Below are 17,591 nucleotides of genomic sequence, written 5' to 3'. Positions count from 1 at the left end.
CTGTCCTCCGTTGGATTTCCAGTCCCGACAAGCTTATCCGACCAGTAACACAGCGAGGAAGTTATCAGGGAAGGTTCAATGCCTTTTCCATTTCACCCGCTGCCTGCCGGATGGAGGCTTGCTGATCATAATCACCATAGCGCTCCGAAAAACGTAACGCGTTCTCTTTATACTCCGGTCGAGTCAAGAGGGCATTCAGGCCAGCTGCAATTCGCTGAGGCTGATCCAGGGTGGCAATTTCCCCCGCACCCAGAGCCTTTACCCGACGGGCAAACATCAATTGCTCCATGTACAACGGGATCTGCATGGTCGGCGTTCCCGCCAGCATGAAGATGGCAGTGGAAGAATGGTTGCCGTGGAAAACCCCAAGATCGGATTGCTGCGCCAGCTTGCGAATATCCACCAGCCCATCCAGAAACTGGCAATGCGCGTTCTCGAAAGGCGCCCGAAACTTGCCTTGTACTTCCGGGCAATAAATCAGGGTAGGAAGCCCGGTCTTGCTTAACATGGCCAGCACCCTGTCGACACCGGGCCGACCATTCAGATAAGCAAACACCCGCTTCCCTGTTGCCTTTGGCCATTTGGGGGCGACGGGCACTGAGGGCACCCAGACCCCGCGGAATCCGTCACTGTTTTCGCGACAAAAATGATCCAACTCGGCAAAACTGGTCAATACGGAATGTCGCGAGAGTCGGTAAAGATCAGCCACACTCTGAAGTGACGGGCGGCGATTTCCGATGACATGATTAATGCTCTCCAACAGCATGAGATCTTCGCGCTCTCTTTGCGCTGCCGGCATTTTTTCCTTCATGGTGCCAAAATTTTTTCCCTCAACCGGCGGACAGAAAAAGCCATTGCCCTGAAGGGCAAAGGGAATATCCAGCAGATAGCAGGCGATCATTGCCGACGGTGCGAATTCCAGCAAGGCCGCGTCCGGATTCAACGCCTCCAGCAACCCACACCAACCGTTCACCGTGGACGCCAGCTTCTCCGCATCACGGAACCCCACGTTGCCCAGCAACTGCGAATAACAGTCCGTCCGGGTCAACTCCCAGGGTCGATAGGTCACCTTGGGCGTTTGCAGCCAGGCAACATCGAGCCCTTCAAGGGCACGCCTGGCAACCGCCACATCACGAACGATGAAGGTCAGGCGGTGCTTTTTTTCCAGCAGGACTTCAGCCAGCATGCGTAGTGGCATGATATGTCCCATGCCATGACCCAGCTCCCAGCCTACTACCAGATGCGCCATGCCTTAGCTCTCTTCCAGCAAGTTTCTGAAACAGCGCAGAGCCAGGGAATCCGGTAATTCCACCTGATCCCAGCGAACTCGCTGCCCGGCCTGAATGGTACCCACCACCTGGCAATCCTGCATCAGTCCGATGGGCGCATACTCCCGGTGCGCTTCAAAGGCCATGGCTTCTCCCCGGAACTGGAAACTGCCTAGCGCCCGCTCGATCCTGTCTCCCGGCCCCAGGTCCGTCTTGGCAATGGCACACACCCCCACCGTGGGAGAACGGCCATTGGTCAGCAATGGAGCTCTACCATCGAGTACTGCTTCGATCGTACCCACCATTTCCAGGTGACAGAGATGGAATGGCTGCAGAAGAAAATAGTAAGGCCCTTCACCCAGTTTCAGGTACTTGAGGAACCGTTGCTGGGCGTCGTCATGACGAGCCACGATAAAGACGCCCGCCGGCCCGCCCGCATTGAGCACATAGTCACTCACTGGCACGTCGCCGATCGCTTCGGCCTCAGCAGCCAGTTGCCTGGCAGCCGCTTCCAGATCGGCAGATGTCGGTCCCTGCATCCCCGGACACAGCAGCGTCCCCCCAAGGCCATTGGCCACCAGCGCCTGTTCAATCTGGATCTTGGTGCCATCGGTAAAAGCCGTAACCTGGGGCAGGCTGATACCCTGTTTTTCTGCCCAGAAAGCCATGTCGTCCGGATTGGGCGTCGGGTTCAGGAAGCCCTTGATATTGCCAAATACAACCGGCTTGAATCCCATGGCCGTCACTTTTTCATTCAGCGCCGCCAGACTGCCAGGCTGATCTCCTTCCGCTTCGGTGAGATAACCCGTCTCCACAAAGGCACTACCGACGGTGACATGAAACTCCGAGTTCATGGTGACAACGGGGATGCCACGCGCATGGGCAGAAACGACCATCTCCGTGGCCAGCAGCACATCACCACTGCATTCCACCAGCAGGTCGCAGTCAGACAACAGGGCATCGCGGTCATTGGTCAGCGCAGCAGGCAACGGATGCGCCACCTGGTCCAGCGAACGACGGGTGAACACCTGGCTGACCGTCAGGCGTGGGTGCTGCTCCAGCGCAAGCGCAAGGCCAGTACCGATAAAACCGGTGCCACAAATAGCAATACGGGACATGGACTCACCACTCTTTGCTGTTTGCTTCATCATGCCTGAGACGAAAAAAAAGCGCCCGGGCAAAACCCGGACGCTTCTTTATCACGCGAGCAGGCTTAGCGACGGCGACGACGCAGCCCGAACAGCATGCCCATCAACACAGCCGCGATACCCAGTGAACCACCGCTGGAAGAGGAGGAACCTTGCTCCTCGGCACTGTTGTCCACAGTGGTGTTGCGGAAATAACGAATGGTCTGCGTGGTTGGCGCAGGTCCTTTGGACACAGCTTCGCCCGTCATGGGGGCTGCAGCCGCCAGCTCCACGACAATCAGGTCATCCTTGCCGTCACCGTCCATGTCCGCAAAGGTCGGTGCCGCCCAACCGGAGGATTCCACATCAATGCTGCCGGTGGTGTCTTCCACTTCGGCAAAGTCCGCTGTGGACGCGGTACCCTCATTAATGAACAGACGCAGCGGCGCGGCAGACACGGTGCCCATCACCAGATCCAGGTCTCCGTCGGCATCCACATCGTGCAAGACTGCAGGCGCACCGTAATACGCAGACGTCAACGCGCTGGCTTCCATCAACGGATTGGAAGCACCAACCAGCTCATTGAAAATGAAGGCGCCATTACTATCTTCACCATCATTTTTGAAAACGCGCAGTACGTTAGAGTCCACACTGACGATATCGATATCGGTATCGTTATCCAGGTCTCCGGCTGCAAAGGCGGCATCGCCACAACCAGAGTAGGCCGCAGAAGGTGCCAGGCTGTTTTGGTAGAAGGGGTTTGAGCCATATCCTTCGTTATTGTATTGGTACTGGGTCAGCCCGGTAACAACGCCGCCCTCATCGCTTTCCACTTCTGAATAGGAAAGCTGCAAGTTGTTATAGGCACAATCCTGTCCACCAAAGAAGTCCAGGTCGCCATCATCATCCAGATCTGCTGCAGAAACCGGGTGGCCGTAGTAGCTATCGTAATCATTTTCGAACGGGCTTACCGCAATTTCCTGGCCCGCATACTGAGCACCGCCATAGAGGTCTGGCACATTAGAGAACTCCGGCGCCGTGGCACTACCCACATTTTCCCAGACACTGATACCACCGTAGTTATACGGATAGGAATCATTCTGCTCGTAGATGTGAAACAGCAGTGCATCCTTGTCGCCATCATTATCCAGATCCATCATCACCAGGGACGGGTTTTCTCCCTTGGAAGTGATGGCTGCAAACGGATTGTTTTCAGTGATTTCTTCAAAGGCGCCGTGAGCGACCCCGGTGAAGCCGACGGAAGCGGCAATCGCCACAACAAGATGGCGACGCTTGAATGATTTCATGATTTTCCCCTTTTTTTATGTATCCGATAAATAAAAGCCCGACTACCTGTCGGGCTTTATAGTGTTAACGCCGGCGACGGCGCAGCAGCAACAGAGACAGGCCGGCAAGCAGCCCCCCCATGGCACCACCTGAAGAACTGCTACTGTTACCTGTGTTGTTGTCGTCCGCCACAGCACTCGCGCCATCGTTCAGGAACAACCGATAAGACGCAGTGCCACTGGCCTGCTGCTCGGCGACAACAAGATCATCATCGTTATCGTTATCGATGTCGGCCATCACCGGAGCAGCAAAAATGTCGGTGGATACATCCAGAGAGGCATCGGACTGTTGCTCAAACACCGCCATGCCCGCGGTGCCGGTATTCACGAACAACAGCATGTCACCGGGACCGTTACGGACCCCCATAATCACATCCATATCCCCGTCATTGTCCACATCGCCAGCAGCCAGCGGGGCGCCGTAGTGTGCCGAGTGATTCACGGCTGGAATATTTCCCGGGATGCCCATATGGACGCTATTGGAAGCGCCAGCATAAAAGGGGTTAGTGCTACCGGTGAGCTCATTGAGCTGAACCACGCCTTCGATAAGGCCATTATTCTGATAAACACGGACAAACTGGTTATCCATGACGACAAGATCCATGTCGTCATCGCCATCAATATCCAAAGGCACCGCGGAGGCATAGCCACCGTATGCGTCCAGATAAGGCACCAGGCCCTGGCCGTAATAGGGACTCTCAGACCAGTAATAGGTGCCGTTGTGGTAGCCGTCGGCCAGGCTGGCGGCTTCGCCATAGGCATCTGTCGTCGTGACCCCAAACCACATTTCCACGCTAGAGGTGTTGGAACCGCCAATAAAATCTGCGTCACCATCACCGTCCAGATCCCCGGAGGCTACCGGGTGACCGTAGGACGCATAGGACCAGCTACTGGCAAAAGGGTTTTCCTCGAAGGTATCGCCGCCACCGTAACCAGGAGCATAAGAGTCCGGGATCTGGGTAAATTCGGCACTTTGTGCAGAGCCGGTATTCTCATAGAAGCTGATATCGTGGCCATCAAACGGCGACACATCCTCATCACTGGCATGAAAGACAACCGCTTCCAGATCACCATCATCATCGAAATCCTGCAGCGTCAGGGACGGCATTACCGTGCCAGATGTAATGGCATCGAACGGATTATTTTCTGTCACTTCGGTGAAACCAGCGTATGAAGGGCTGGCAATGATGGCGACACCGCCAAGCACAGACGCACGCACGGCGGCAGCCAGTGGCTGTCGACTGAATAAAGACATGATTTTCCCCCATTAACCCCAGATTCTGGCCGTTAACTCTTGGCCATTTTTTTACAATTGCTGATGATATTAGGTTACTTTTTCAACAATGTGAAATAGTTCTCAGAAAATGTTTTATGAACTTAATTCGTTCTTCTTCTGCTCCAAAAGTAGCGCCGCCAAGCGTTGACTCAACGCCGTAAGAATCAGGGTTGGCGGCACGGTCATTCCGCTGGGAAAGACACTGCTGCCGGCTACATACAGATTTTCAGTACCCCAGACTTTGAGGTTGGCATCCACCACTCCGTCGCGGGGATCCCGTGAAAGACGTGTCGCCCCCATCAAATGGTGAGACCCGGGCCGCAGCGGAGTTTGTCTGTCGATACTTCCCACTGCTTCAGCAAGCTGGCGTTGCAGATCGCTGCCGACCTTGATGGTGCGCCGGTCTTCCGGTGTGAGGCGATAATCAACCCGTGGCAGGGGGTCACCCAGGGCATCGGTCTTCTGGCCAGGAAGAATACGGTTTTGTTTATCGGGTTCCTGCTCAAACAAGACCTCGACCATGGTGAACTCCGAGCCCTGCGGCCCGGGTTTGAGGCCCACGTGGAATAGCGTACCCCGGATGCCGTCACAGGCCGGGTCATGGAGCATGTCACGGACATGCACATGGGTTTCCTGTGCCCCTTGCGGCAACAACGCCTTCTCCCGTCGTCCATAAATCTGTTGTCCGGGATGCTCCATAAACCCGGCACCCAGCCAGTCGCTGTGATTGCCCGGTGCCACCCCGCCATTGCTGCTGGCACTGTTCCATAACAGCCGGGGGGTCTGTACACCGCCACCACAGAGAATCACTGTGCCCGCCTCCACCTCCAGCGGTTTGCCTTGTCGGTCAGCACATTCCAGCGCCACGGCACGCCCGCCGCTCATGCGGATACGGCGGACCGTGGTGTGATCTTTCAGTGCCACCGTTCTCAAGCCGGCTACGCGGTCAATTTCCCCGTCTTCCAGTAATCTCAATGCATCCATGCCTTCATGGTGAACCATGCCGTAGGCACCGGCTTCGAGGTGCTGATAGCCCGCTTCCGCCAACCGCTTGCGAAGCCCTTCGCTGCTGGCAATGAACGGATTGACGGGCAAGCTCGGATTCATGGCCGGCTCGGACGGCCGCACATGGAGCCATTGCTCAGCCGATTGCAACCAGGGTGTCAGGCTCGCCAGTGAAAAGGGCCAGTCCTTGCCCACGCCACGCAGGCTGGCGGAATGCAGTTCCTGCTCCAGGGGACGCGGGGAATGGCTCTGCCACAGGTTGGTGGTGCCACCCAACAGACGCTGGGTCGCCCAACCAAAGTTATAGGCCAGGCCCCAGCGGCCGGGCTCCACGGCGTGCATTTCCTGCTGCGTTCTGTCGGGTTTTAGCCCGCCCCCTTCCAGCACCAACACCTGCTTTCCAGCCTGGGCAAGGCGGTCAGCCAGGGCAATACCGGCCGGCCCGGAGCCCACGATGACGAACTCCGCTGAAAGCTTGCTCTGGCACCCTGACAGCAATGCTACTGGAGACAACGACAAGCTCAACCCAAAATCACGAAGAAACTGCCGGCGGTTCACAGCATGACTCCGATTTCCTGCACCATCCGGGTAATGCTGTCCTGATAATCAAAGCCCTGATAACGTGCCGCTGTTTTGCTGCAGGCTGCCTGCATGGCGTTATTCCCCAGCATGGTCTCCAGCAGGGACGGGATGACCTTGCCGTCCTTGACCGGCAACGTGGCGCCAAGACTGGAACCTGCCACACGGCGGGCACAGGTTTCCTGCTCCTGGTGGAGCGGGAAAGACAGCATGGGAACGCCGCCAAGCAGAGCCGCCGCCGCAGTGCCGTGGTTGCCATTGGAGATGATCAGGTCCGACTGTTCGATCACCGCCTGCATGCTCTGCCGTTCAGTGACGATGCGGATATTGGAACTCTGATGACGACGCAGGATAGCAGGGTCAATCCGGTCCGGGACCATCAACAGAGATAGGCCCATGGCATTTACCGCAGTCAGAAAACCCTCAAGAGCGGCAAACGGCTTCAGGTAGGCAAACAGTTGATGGCGACCCGCCTCCGGCCACAGTGGCCCCTCACCATCCACAGGCACCTCCACACCCATGTAGGGAACCCCTTCACGGGGGCCAAGGTGATCCAGCTCTTCGAAGGTGAGCAGGTACCGCCCCGCCACTGCGTTGAACAGATCAGACAACTGCCCTAACGGTTGCCCCCCGGATGCCTGGATCAGCTTGTTGAAGATGGTCAGAAATTGCTTTTCACGCTGCCCGTTTTCGCCAGCCTTGAAGCCGGGAAAGCATATGGGCGACTGTTCAGGGGGCAAGGTAAAGCCGGTGCCCACATGCACGGCAGGTATACTCAGAGCCCTGGCCATCAACAGGGCGCCGGGGCTGTGCTCGGTAATCAGCAGATCCGGCTTGAACAAACCGGCCAGCTGACACCAGGCATGATGGCGTCCCTGCAAACTGGCCTCATCCGCAAAGCCATTAAGCGACAACAGATCGGCAAAACCTTCTGCCTGTCTCCCCAGCGGATAGCGTTTATCCACCGGGCTGGGGGCCTGAACAATGGCCTTGCAGAGCGGCCCAAGTACACGCCGGGCGGTATGCACCTCCACGGCAGCGACGACCAGTTCATGGCCCTGCCGCACAAGTCCCTCAAGCATCTTGCGCACCGGCACCACGTGCCCCATGCCCTCGCCCATTTCCCAGCAGAACAGAATTCTCGCCATTTACACCCCCGCCCCCAATCATCAATCCCGCCACAGAGTGGCGTTTCCCGTCAGCGCAGGCAAGAGGCAATAGCCGATCCACTGGCAAAGCACGCCCCCGCAGCGCTGCCCGAAAGCAAAAATGAGAAAACCGTGGAGACACCGACACCTGGATTTTTCCTGTCTTCACCTGTGTCATGGTTTACTTGAACTCGACAACCAAGACCCCCACAGTGTGAGTCCACGCGTTATTTTTTCAGCGATTCTGAAGGAGCCACCATGAGCATTTCCCAAGGCGACACCCTACCCGCCGTTACCATCAAGACCAATGGAGACAATGGCCCGGAAGATCTGGATACCGGCGCCTTTTTCAAAGGCCGCAAGGTTGTCTTGTTTGCAGTACCCGGCGCCTTTACTCCCGGCTGCTCAAACACCCACATGCCCGGCTTTGTGGTCAATGCCGATGCCTTGCTTGAAAAGGTAGATGCCATTGCCTGCATGGCGGTGAACGATGCCTTTGTGATGGATGCCTGGCAAAAAGACCAGAATGCCGAGCACATCACCATGCTGGCCGATGGCAATGCGGACTTCACCCGAGCACTGGGCCTGGAACTGGATGCCAGCGGCTTCGGCATGGGCCCACGCAGCAAACGTTTTGCCATGATCGTTAACGATGGCGTGGTGGAATACATCGGCGTTGATGATAAAGGCGTGGACAAGAGCAGCGCCGAGACGGTGCTGGCGCAGTTGTAATTATTGCCTGACGTCTGAAAATCCAAAGAAGCGAGTTACGAGTCACGAGTTGCGAGTTGCGAAATTCAAGAGCGGAGAACATTTATCCCCATGCAGGTTTTGATTTTCGTAACTCGTAACTCGCCACTCATTGCTATTTCAGTCCCCCGATATACGGTTCCGCATGATGAACCGGGTAGAATCTCCCCCGAAAGACCCACCATAGCTTTCCCGCACCATGATCCGGTCATCAATACCGTGTAGCTTGTATTGGTTCAGTATGGTCAGACCGTAATTCGGCAAGTGAGTCAGATCGACCTCCTTGTTGCTTTTTTCGCTGGCCGTGACCTTGTGATCAATGAAATCAGCTTCATAGCCAAGCTCAAGGATCGGCGAATTTTCATCTACGTCCGCCACCGCGTGACCGTAGATGGAACGCTCCTCGTCATCATAGAAATCAGGCTGGTAATAAGGCCAGACTTCCTCTTCCAGAAAATTACGTCGAAACCATTGTGGAGAAAAGGAGCTTTGCCCTGTGGCAAGGAATGCCCCTCGAACGCGAGAGGAAACCCGACGTACCGGTGAGGGATCATCAGGATTGGCAATCTCCTTCACTGCAGCATGGATACCTGCACCGGCACCCAGCGACGAACCAGTAATAAAAATATCATCAGGATTGATCTTGAAGACATCCGCATAATAGCGAAAGAACTGGATGGCATGGCTCATGTCATCCTTTGAAACAGGATAACCGTTTTCATCAATATCCTTCGCGGGATGTCGAAAATCCAGTGCCGCTACCGTAACGCCGCCAGCCCCTCCACCTTCGATATCAAGATACGATGCCAAAGTTCCCTTTTTGGGACCCAGCATGGTTTCCTTGGTATGGTTTGCCGAATGGGCATAGATCACCAGAGTGTTGGTTTCACTACCGCTATGCACCCTGCCATCCTGGGTGGGGTAATACACGTCGATTCGCAGCCCATTGGGCTCACTATCCGGCCCCACAATTGGCAACCAGCTCACCGAGCTGTCGCCGTAATAAATATTTTCGTAATAACCGCAAACCGGGTTACAGCTTCCATACGTCACAAAGTGATCATTCATCACATCTGCATCAAAGGCAGCCGGCGCGTCGGCACCTGCAGGCGCAGGGCCACCCGTAATCAGCTTCTCACCACAGGCCTGCTCTGCAGCTGTGTCCACACAAATCCTCACATGGGTACTCTCACCCACCGCCAGCCCCCAGGGGTAGGTAATGGAAAACTCCCCACCATCATTGCTGCCCTTGCTTTGCGTAGCAGCCAGACTCCCATCCACATAGTAGTAATGACTTGAGCTGCCGGGCTTTAACACGTCATAGGAAATGTCGAAGGGCTGGCCAGCAGGCACATGATTGTTGATACCGACGGTGTGCACTTCCACCGCCTGATCCAGTTGCAATACCTGACCGGCACGAATACTGATCTCATCGCAGACCAGATCACCATCATGCTGCAGACAAATGGCAATCGTTTTCCTGTCACCGTCGGAAAATCCGCCGGGGTAAGTCACCGAGAATTCTCCCGCCTGTGAACCCGTACTGCTGTTGCTGCGGGTTTTCCTGAGTACACCATCAACATAGTAATAGTGACTGGAATAACTATTGGCGGTTACCACATAGCGAATCGGAAAGGGCTCACCGGGAGGCACCACATTGCCCTCTCCGACAGCGAGTATTCGCACCTGGAAATCCATTGCTGCCAGGACGGGGCCACTCGCGATAACAGTCAAAAAAATCGGAAAACACCCCGTCAGCAGCGTCCTTAAACGCTTCATGACAACGCCTCCTGAATGGCGCCTGAGATCTATACTGAGCATAGATCCGTCACATTTCCCATTCTAGCGAAAGCGACTGGGGTAACGTTTTTTTCAAGAATTCTATCTTTCCAGCCTAAAGCCAATCCAGATTTGCTTAGCCAAAAAGCTAGTACCTGCCCACGTTGATGCGTTAAACAAAGAGGCGCGTTTCCGGTTTGCCGGCGATCAGATTGCCTGAGCGAATGACCGAGGTGCACACTTCTGCCGTCCATTCTTCTGGACAAACCGGACTTCTGCAGGAAAGAGCGCAAGACCGGATAGTCGAAGCGGGGGGTTCAGATTTCCAGCGACAAGCCCAGGGTTGCGGTAAAGTCATCCTTCTCTGGGGTAATGCCATCACTATCCGGCTGCGGAGTTTCGATGCGTTTCCAGGTGCCCGCAAGACGGAGATCCAGGCGACTGGTCAGATCCACATCCAGTGCCATGTAAAAATCATGTTTGGCTCGCCCGCCCTTGGGCTCCGTAAGGGTTACCTGGTACTCGGCAATAAAATCGATATTCTCGGTGATTTCGCTGTCATAAAAGCTGCCAATCAGAAACGCCGGTGTCGAAACGGTTCTATCTTCTCCGGGTGCCACGTCCACATACTCGGTTCGCTGGTAACCCGGCCCCGCTGCAATGCTCCAGTCCAGTTTCGGGGTATCAAAAATCTGATAGCCGCCTCCAAATCCTAGCGTCCACTCTGCCGCCCGGTTCTGGAAGGGATCGCGATAATACTGGGCCTGCACTGGCCGAAAAAACCAGCGCTTACTGATCCGGTAATCGTGCGACGCTTCAGCGGTATGATTGTTGGCTATTTGCTCCGATGAAGACTCGGAATAATTCCCGGTATAGCTCATCCGTGTGTTGTTCTTCACTGTGCGACGCTTCAGAACCATCTTGGTATTCAGGTCCTTTTGCTCCACGTTACCGCTGCGAAAATTCAAACCCACGGACACATCGGCAGACCAGAGATCAAACTCACGAGGGGAAGCACTGGCAATGCCAACCACCTCCTCGAAGGTGACTTCCTCGCCACCCACCAGCAGCCTGCCATTGACCGTTGTCAGCCGACCGAGCACCACCTCGCCACCTTCAAGCAATACCGACATGACACGTCCGGTGCGGATATAGGCAATGTCTTCCCAGTCGATGGAAATCAGGTCGAAATGATCACTGTCGATCTCTACGGACTCATCATGCAATACCTTGAGGCGCCCCTTTACCCACTCACCGGTATCCACCTGAATCCAGTCCCACTGCTGCACGTCGAACAGGGGTGGCGTCCAGGTTTCCGGGGGTTTGGCGGCGCTATCAAAGGTCTGTTCGGCGTATGCACAAACAGGCATCGCAGCCACAACGAAAGAGGCAGCCAGAAAGGCTGCCTTTTTCATCATGCCTGTCTTGTAGCAGGGCATTGAGGCCGGAACCGGCAGTGCCGGTCCGGCAGAGACGACATCAGTCATTACTTACCGTAGGGTTGAGTCTCGTAGGGATTACCACCCAGCGCGGCGGAGATATCGGCAATGGCTTTCTGGGCGCGCACGCTGTTACCGGCCGCATCCAGCGGCGGGGAAATCGCCGCAATACCGAACTTGCCCGGGGAAACGGCAATGATACCACCGCCAACACCACTCTTGGCAGGCAGGCCGGTCTTGTACAGCCACTTACCGGCATCATCATACAGGCCAGCGGTGGCCATCACCGCCAGGATCTCCGGCATGTCTTCCGGCTTCACCAGCTGCTTGCCCGTCACCGGGTTGGTACCGGCATTGGCCAGAGTCGCCGCCATCATGCCCAGATCCTTGGCATTCACACCGACAGAACACTGACGGGTATAGATGTCGGTGGCTTGCAGCGGATCTCCCTCGATGTGGCCATAGGCATACATCAGGTGGGCGATAGCCTGGTTACGCTGGTTGGTGGCGGCTTCAGACTTGTAAATATCTTCCAGCACTGTCAGCTCGCGACCGGCAAAGTCGCTGTAGTAACCGAGGATCTTGTTCCAGATCTCGTTGTAGCTCTTGCCTGACACCATGCTGGTAGTGGTGATGGCACCGGCATTCACCAGCGGGTTCATCTCGTGGCCCTGGTTCTGCTCGATGGCGTAGATGGAGTTGAACACCTGTCCGGTGGCATCCACACCCACGTTCTTGGGCAGCGCATCAATGCCTTTCTCTTCAGTCACCTTGGCCATGGTGAAGACTTTGGAGATGGACTGAATGGAGACCTGGGAATCAATATCGCCCACGCTGTAGACCTTGCCGTCCACGGTCACCAGTACGATACCGAAGATGTTGGAATCCACCTTGTCCAGCGCCGGGATGTAATCCGCGTTGGCACCTTCTTTCAGGCCCTTGTACTTGTCATAGGCCTTCTTCAATTCGGCGTTGATGTTCTTTTCAGTCAGTTTGCTGTCCACCGGACCGGTGGCAGCAGTTGCGTCGGATTCAGCCGAGCAGCTGGCACTGGCCATGGCCAGCATGCCTGCAAACATCAGGCTGAAAAATTTATGTGTATATTGCATTGCTCATGCTCCCTCTGAGTCATTCTTTCGTTTGCTTACAACAGGTTTCCGCTGGAGAAGCTGTATTTGACACTGAACTGGACGCGACGATCGAAGCCCGTAGTGCCATCATTCGCCGTACGCTTGCCATACAGGTATTCCACGCCCATCAGCACTTTGTCGTTAGGGGTGTGCAGCAAGTTCACAGAGGCATATTCGCCCTTCTCAAAGGCGTCTGCCGTCTGAAAATCCATGTTATCGATTTCCGTGGAGCTGTATCCGATGGAAGAACTGTATTGGTCGTTCCAGTAATGATCGTAATAAGCGACTAAACCGGTAAGCGGCACTACCTTGTAGTCCGGATCGGCCGCATCACCATCGGGTGCCATGTCGACACCGCCATCATTCATGTAGTTGGAAATACCCTCACCGTGAACCACGCCGAGAATAAGGCGGTCTTTCTCAAACATGTTGATGGTGCCTGTCAGGTTTACACCCCAGCCCAACTCACTGTCATCCGGCTCACCGTCCAGCCCACCGGGTGTGTCATAACCCACCTGACGCAGGATGCCGGCGACCTGGAAATGACCCCAGTCGCTTTCCTGGCGGAAGTGCGCGGTCAGATCCGGGTACTCGTCATCACCGGAGGTAGCGTTGGGGTCATTGCCACTGTCCACCCCGCTGCCGGGATTTTCGATGGCCACAGCAAACGAGGACTCACCCTGGATTGGCGTCCATCGAATCTGCGGATTACGCAGGAACACCATGCCGGAAGGCCCCCAGTAATCAATGGTGTTGGGGAACACGGAGCCATCCATGAACACACTGTTGGTCTGACCGGCAAGAATGGATTTCCATTCCCCGTAGGCATGGCGCAAACGAATCGTCGTCTGGCCTTCGTCGGCACCGACTCCAAACATGTCGAATTCGAATTTGGTGGTCAGTGGGCTGTCTCCAGCCATGGTGCTGGCATTCACACCAAGGCGACTCTGACGCACACTGAGTACCGCTTGGCCATCACTGCCCACAGCATCCTGATTATAGGGAATTCGGCCCGGACGCAGGGTGTCTTCCCATTCGGGAGTAACACGATCAAAGCCTTGTACATAATCCACCATCCCGAAGCCATAGACTTCAAAGGAGGAATCGGAATCTGCTGCCAAACACGCGAGAGGTGCCACCAGCATAGCTGCGCCGAGGCCCTTGAGAGGAAAAGTCTTGCCCATGATGTTCATCCCTGGTTGTTCTTGGTCAGCCGCCTCTCCCTGGCACGGAATCAGCAGCAGTGGCACTAAAGTGTTGCATCTGTTCCAAGCCTGATATGAACATAGATTTGAATGATAGTCACCATAGCGGTGCGCAATTGCGTCCAAAAAATGACAACACATCACGGGACATTTTTGACGACAGCCTCACACTGTAATCACTATGGGTTTCTATCAACGTTTGGCACCAGGAATTCGTCAATGAGCATACTGCAACTGCCCGAAGCCCATCCTGAAACCATCCTGCTGGACTGGCATGCCACCCTGGTGGACACCCACGACGCCATGTATCACGCCGTGGATGATGTGCTGCCTCGCCTCAGGGAACTGGAACTGTGGGATAACCTGCTCGACCCGGACGATTCCAAGACCATTGAAGATGCAAAACTGCTGATCTACGTGAAGGACCATAACCGTCTTCACCCCAAGATCGTGGCCCAACGCAAGATTTCCCGTACCGATATTTTCGAAGTGCTGTTTGGCAGTGATCAGGATGCCAAGGCCCGCGCCCATCAGGCTTTCGACAACGCCTACAAAAAATACGTGGAGGATGTCTTCCCCATGGAAGACGGAATTCGCGAACAACTGGAACACCTCCGTGCCCTCGGCATCAAAACCGGCCTGATTTCCAACCGAAAACGGGATTTTCTCGAACACGAACTGGCACTGGTGGACGGCACCGGCTGGGAAGACCTGTTCGATGTGGTGGTCTGCGGGAGCGATGTGGGCAGACGCAAACCGGCACCGGACATGTTGCTGAAAGCACTTGAGGCACTGGGCCAACGTCCCAGCCGTAACTGCTGGTATCTCGGAGACAGCACCACCGACGTGATCGCCGCCAAGGAAGCCAACATCACCTCCATCTTCTACAACGGTGCCGGCTGGGACCAGAACTGGCTGGACAAGATTTTCCCCGACACCATCAAGCACCCCCACCGCCCGGATGCGGTAGTCGGCAGCATTGCCGAACTCACCGATCTGGCCCGGCTTTTACTGGCGCAGCACAAACGGGTTGAACGCGCACGCAACTGACGATTGGCCTATTCGAACCCGAACAAATAGGTACACTCGTGCCAAATAACGTGCGCAACGAGACCTTTAATAATGACAACCCATACCCCTCTTCGATCGCGCCTGCATGTTTACAGCGACGACGCCCTCGGCACCAGTGATGCCACTGAACTTGGCCAGCGCTTGCGGCAAGGAGAAATCACGTCTGCAGAAGTCACCGAAGCCGCCATTGCGCGGCTCAACGCCGCCGGTGACCTGAGTGGGCTGGTGCTCAACACCTTTCAGGAAGCCCGCCATCGTGCCGAGCACAAGACCTTCAACGGATTTTTCGCTGGCGTCCCCAGCCTGATCAAGGACAACATCGACCTGCGTGGTCTGGCCACCTGTCACGGCAGTGCGGCTTTGGGCAGCAAACCCATGAAAAAAACCAGCGCACTGGCCAAACAGTACCTTGCCCAGGGCTTCAACTTGTTGGGCAAGAGCACCCTGCCCGCCTTTGGGTTTACTGCTTCCACGGAAATGGCCCATACGCCCGCCACTCGCAATCCCTGGCACCTGGATCATTCCGCCGGCGGTTCCTCCGGAGGCAGTGCCGCCCTGGTGGCTGCCGGGGCTATCCCCATCGCCCACGGCAATGACGGCGGCGGCTCTATTCGTATCCCTGCGGCGGTCTGCGGGCTGGTCGGCCTGAAATCCACCCGCGGCCGACTTGTCACCCAGGAAGCCGCCAAGGGTCTGCCTGTTAACATCGTCAGTGATGGTGTCCTCACCCGCACGGTGCGAGATACCGCCAACTTCTTCATGGAAGCCGAAAAATACTATCGCAACCCCAAGCTTCCACCACTGGGCGAGATTCGTGGGCCGAGCCGCAAACGTTTGCGCATTGGCCTGATGGTGGACTCCATCACCGGTGAGAGCACTTGCCCGCAGACTCGTCTGGCCGTGGAAAATACCGCAAAAAAACTCAGTGACATGGGCCACCATGTGGATATTGCCCACATCAACCTGCCCCAGCGCTTCGTGGACGACTTTCTTCTCTATTGGGCCATGCTCGCCTTCTTTGTCAGTAAATTTGGCAACGCACTTTTCTCCCAGGGCTTTGACAGCCAGCAACTGGATCCACTGACCCTGGGGCTTGCCCGTTACTATCGGCAACGTTTTCTGAAAACCCCGGGCATGCTGCGCCAGCTGAAAAAAAGCCAGGCTCACTATGCAGAGGTGTTTAATCAATATGATGTGGTGCTCACCCCGGTGCTGGCGCACACCACACCGGAACTGGGTTATCTGGGTCCCGAGGTGGATTTCGATACCCACCTTGAGCGACTACTGCGCTACACCAGCTTCACCCCGGCCAACAACGCCGCCGGCAGCCCCGGCCTCTCCCTGCCTCTGGGTCAGACACTCACCGGCCTGCCTATTGGCGTACAGCTAAATGGACGTCACGGCGACGAACGCACCCTGCTGGAGCTGGCCTTTGAACTGGAAGAGGCGCAGCCGTTTGCGCGTCTGGACCAAAGACAAGACCACCACCCTGCTCACTCAGACAAAAGAAACGGAGGGCAAAAATGAAAGGCCATTGGACGTTCAATCGCAACAGCACGGCTGATCAGGTTCTGGAAGGCAAGGACCTGACTGGCAAAATCGCGCTGGTGACCGGCGCGAATGGTGGCATCGGTTTTGAAACGGCCCGCGCCCTGGCGGCCGCCGGTGCCCAGGTAATTCTTGCGTGTCGCAACCCGGAACTTGGCGAACAGGCCCTGTCCAGAATTCGCCTTGCCCATCCCCATGCCAAGGTGGAGCTGGCACTACTGGATCTGGCATCACCGGCCAGTGTGCGCGCCTGTGCCCACGGCATTCGAGAGCGCGAAGATATTCCGCAGCTGGATATCCTGATCTGCAACGCAGGCTCCATGTCGATGCAATACCTCCTCACGGAAGAAGGCATCGAAAGAACCGTGGCAGTCTGTCATCTCGGTCACTTCCTGCTCTGCAGGGAGTTGCTCGACACCCTTCTTCTTGCGCCCGCACCGCGAGTCGTCGTGGTATCCAGTGAGTCGCACAAATACCCGTTCAAGCTCGACTTCGACAACCTGCTGGTTTCCAGAAAACAAGGCGCCGTCACCGCCTTCAATGCCTATGGGCAAGCCAAACTCTGCAACGCCCTGATGGCACTGGAGCTGCAACAGCGCTATGGCGCCAAGGGGCTCACTGCCTGCGCCGTCCACCCCGGTGCGCTGGTAACAACCGGTTTCGGCAATGGCTCCTGGCTCACCCAGCTGGCCTTCAAGGTTGCCAGCCCGTTTACCAAAACGCCGAATCAGGGGGCCGCCACCAGTGTCATGTGTGCCACCCACGACAACAGTGAAGACATTGCCGGCGGTTATTTCTCTCACTGCCGCCCGGCTCGTCGCTCCAAAGAAGCCGCCAACCCAGCAGTGGCCAAACGGCTTTGGGATTTTTCAGAACAGCATGTGCAGCAGGGTGGTGCGGCAAGCTGAGTCTTGCCCGGT

At 56.1% G+C, this 17,591-nt stretch carries 14 protein-coding genes; 4 read left to right on the top strand and 10 right to left on the bottom strand.

Annotation, left to right across the window (positions count from 1 at the left end):
* Nucleotides 1–64 precede the first annotated feature (64 nt).
* The 6 genes from GQF00_RS09980 to GQF00_RS09955 all read right to left on the bottom strand — a co-directional run bounded on the left by GQF00_RS09980 (nucleotide 65) and on the right by GQF00_RS09955 (nucleotide 7,749).
* The gene (locus tag GQF00_RS09980) at nucleotides 65–1,249 is read right to left on the bottom strand and encodes a hypothetical protein (protein ID WP_161318998.1); all 1,185 of its coding nucleotides are present in this window, start codon (nucleotides 1,247–1,249) and stop codon (nucleotides 65–67) included.
* Nucleotides 1,250–1,252: 3 nt separating this feature from the next.
* Complete coding sequence (locus tag GQF00_RS09975) at nucleotides 1,253–2,386, bottom strand: NAD(P)-dependent oxidoreductase (protein ID WP_161318997.1); 1,134 nt, start codon at nucleotides 2,384–2,386, stop codon at nucleotides 1,253–1,255.
* A 95-nt stretch (nucleotides 2,387–2,481) separates the two neighbouring features.
* Entirely contained in the window at nucleotides 2,482–3,702 is a 1,221-nt protein-coding gene (locus GQF00_RS09970) for a VCBS repeat-containing protein (RefSeq protein ID WP_161318996.1), read from the bottom strand.
* A gap of 64 nt (nucleotides 3,703–3,766) precedes the next feature.
* A complete protein-coding gene (locus GQF00_RS09965; RefSeq protein ID WP_161319223.1) occupies nucleotides 3,767–4,996 on the bottom strand; it encodes an FG-GAP-like repeat-containing protein in 1,230 nt (409 codons plus the stop codon).
* Nucleotides 4,997–5,110: 114 nt separating this feature from the next.
* Complete coding sequence (locus GQF00_RS16830; protein WP_161318995.1) at nucleotides 5,111–6,580, bottom strand: GMC family oxidoreductase; 1,470 nt, start codon at nucleotides 6,578–6,580, stop codon at nucleotides 5,111–5,113.
* The gene (locus GQF00_RS09955) at nucleotides 6,577–7,749 is read right to left on the bottom strand and encodes a glycosyltransferase (protein ID WP_161318994.1); all 1,173 of its coding nucleotides are present in this window, start codon (nucleotides 7,747–7,749) and stop codon (nucleotides 6,577–6,579) included. The genes GQF00_RS16830 and GQF00_RS09955 overlap by 4 nt, the downstream gene beginning before the upstream one ends.
* A 258-nt stretch (nucleotides 7,750–8,007) precedes the next feature.
* On the opposite strand from GQF00_RS09955, the gene GQF00_RS09950 reads away from it, so the two are divergent.
* Nucleotides 8,008–8,481 (top strand): peroxiredoxin, encoded by a 474-nt coding sequence (locus tag GQF00_RS09950; protein WP_161318993.1) that lies wholly within the window; start codon nucleotides 8,008–8,010, stop codon nucleotides 8,479–8,481.
* 138 nt (nucleotides 8,482–8,619) lie between these two features.
* On the opposite strand, the gene GQF00_RS09945 is transcribed toward GQF00_RS09950, so the two are convergent.
* The 4 genes from GQF00_RS09945 to GQF00_RS09930 all read right to left on the bottom strand — a co-directional run bounded on the left by GQF00_RS09945 (nucleotide 8,620) and on the right by GQF00_RS09930 (nucleotide 14,031).
* A complete protein-coding gene (locus GQF00_RS09945; protein ID WP_161318992.1) occupies nucleotides 8,620–10,185 on the bottom strand; it encodes a hypothetical protein in 1,566 nt (521 codons plus the stop codon).
* Between the two features lie 410 nt (nucleotides 10,186–10,595).
* The gene (locus GQF00_RS09940; protein ID WP_161318991.1) at nucleotides 10,596–11,765 is read right to left on the bottom strand and encodes a YdiY family protein; all 1,170 of its coding nucleotides are present in this window, start codon (nucleotides 11,763–11,765) and stop codon (nucleotides 10,596–10,598) included.
* Nucleotides 11,765–12,826: a glutaminase A gene (gene glsA / locus GQF00_RS09935; RefSeq protein ID WP_161318990.1), complete on the bottom strand. Its 1,062-nt coding sequence runs from the start codon at nucleotides 12,824–12,826 to the stop codon at nucleotides 11,765–11,767. Before glsA ends, GQF00_RS09940 begins: the two co-directional genes overlap by 1 nt.
* 35 nt (nucleotides 12,827–12,861) lie before the next feature.
* Complete coding sequence (locus GQF00_RS09930) at nucleotides 12,862–14,031, bottom strand: DcaP family trimeric outer membrane transporter (protein ID WP_237440457.1); 1,170 nt, start codon at nucleotides 14,029–14,031, stop codon at nucleotides 12,862–12,864.
* 240 nt (nucleotides 14,032–14,271) lie between these two features.
* Here GQF00_RS09930 and GQF00_RS09925 point away from each other — a divergent pair, with 240 nt between their 5' ends.
* The 3 genes from GQF00_RS09925 to GQF00_RS09915 all read left to right on the top strand — a co-directional run bounded on the left by GQF00_RS09925 (nucleotide 14,272) and on the right by GQF00_RS09915 (nucleotide 17,579).
* Nucleotides 14,272–15,102 (top strand): HAD family hydrolase, encoded by an 831-nt coding sequence (locus GQF00_RS09925; protein ID WP_161318989.1) that lies wholly within the window; start codon nucleotides 14,272–14,274, stop codon nucleotides 15,100–15,102.
* Nucleotides 15,103–15,174: 72 nt separating this feature from the next.
* Nucleotides 15,175–16,650 (top strand): amidase, encoded by a 1,476-nt coding sequence (locus tag GQF00_RS09920; RefSeq protein WP_161318988.1) that lies wholly within the window; start codon nucleotides 15,175–15,177, stop codon nucleotides 16,648–16,650.
* Entirely contained in the window at nucleotides 16,647–17,579 is a 933-nt protein-coding gene (locus tag GQF00_RS09915; RefSeq protein WP_161318987.1) for an SDR family oxidoreductase, read from the top strand. Before GQF00_RS09920 ends, GQF00_RS09915 begins: the two co-directional genes overlap by 4 nt.
* Nucleotides 17,580–17,591 lie beyond the last annotated feature (12 nt).

It is taken from the genome of Alcanivorax sp. DP30 (assembly GCF_009882945.1).
Taxonomy (GTDB): Bacteria; Pseudomonadota; Gammaproteobacteria; order Pseudomonadales; family Alcanivoracaceae; genus Alcanivorax.
The sequence above is the reverse complement of the archived record's forward strand: the minus strand, read 5'-3'. Positions and strand labels throughout refer to the sequence as shown.

Bases quoted from the DNA above. Each gene is read 5' to 3' on its own strand.
- GQF00_RS09980 (WP_161318998.1), bottom strand. From the start codon at position 1,249: ATGGCGCATCTGGTAGTAGGCTGGGAGCTGGGTCATGGCATGGGACAT.
- GQF00_RS09975 (WP_161318997.1), bottom strand. From the start codon at position 2,386: ATGTCCCGTATTGCTATTTGTGGCACCGGTTTTATCGGTACTGGCCTT.
- GQF00_RS09970 (WP_161318996.1), bottom strand. From the start codon at position 3,702: ATGAAATCATTCAAGCGTCGCCATCTTGTTGTGGCGATTGCCGCTTCC.
- GQF00_RS09965 (WP_161319223.1), bottom strand. From the start codon at position 4,996: ATGTCTTTATTCAGTCGACAGCCACTGGCTGCCGCCGTGCGTGCGTCT.
- GQF00_RS09955 (WP_161318994.1), bottom strand. From the start codon at position 7,749: ATGGCGAGAATTCTGTTCTGCTGGGAAATGGGCGAGGGCATGGGGCAC.
- GQF00_RS09950 (WP_161318993.1), top strand. From the start codon at position 8,008: ATGAGCATTTCCCAAGGCGACACCCTACCCGCCGTTACCATCAAGACC.
- GQF00_RS09940 (WP_161318991.1), bottom strand. From the start codon at position 11,765: ATGACTGATGTCGTCTCTGCCGGACCGGCACTGCCGGTTCCGGCCTCA.
- glsA (WP_161318990.1), bottom strand. From the start codon at position 12,826: ATGCAATATACACATAAATTTTTCAGCCTGATGTTTGCAGGCATGCTG.
- GQF00_RS09930 (WP_237440457.1), bottom strand. From the start codon at position 14,031: ATGGGCAAGACTTTTCCTCTCAAGGGCCTCGGCGCAGCTATGCTGGTG.
- GQF00_RS09925 (WP_161318989.1), top strand. From the start codon at position 14,272: ATGAGCATACTGCAACTGCCCGAAGCCCATCCTGAAACCATCCTGCTG.
- GQF00_RS09920 (WP_161318988.1), top strand. From the start codon at position 15,175: ATGACAACCCATACCCCTCTTCGATCGCGCCTGCATGTTTACAGCGAC.
- GQF00_RS09915 (WP_161318987.1), top strand. From the start codon at position 16,647: ATGAAAGGCCATTGGACGTTCAATCGCAACAGCACGGCTGATCAGGTT.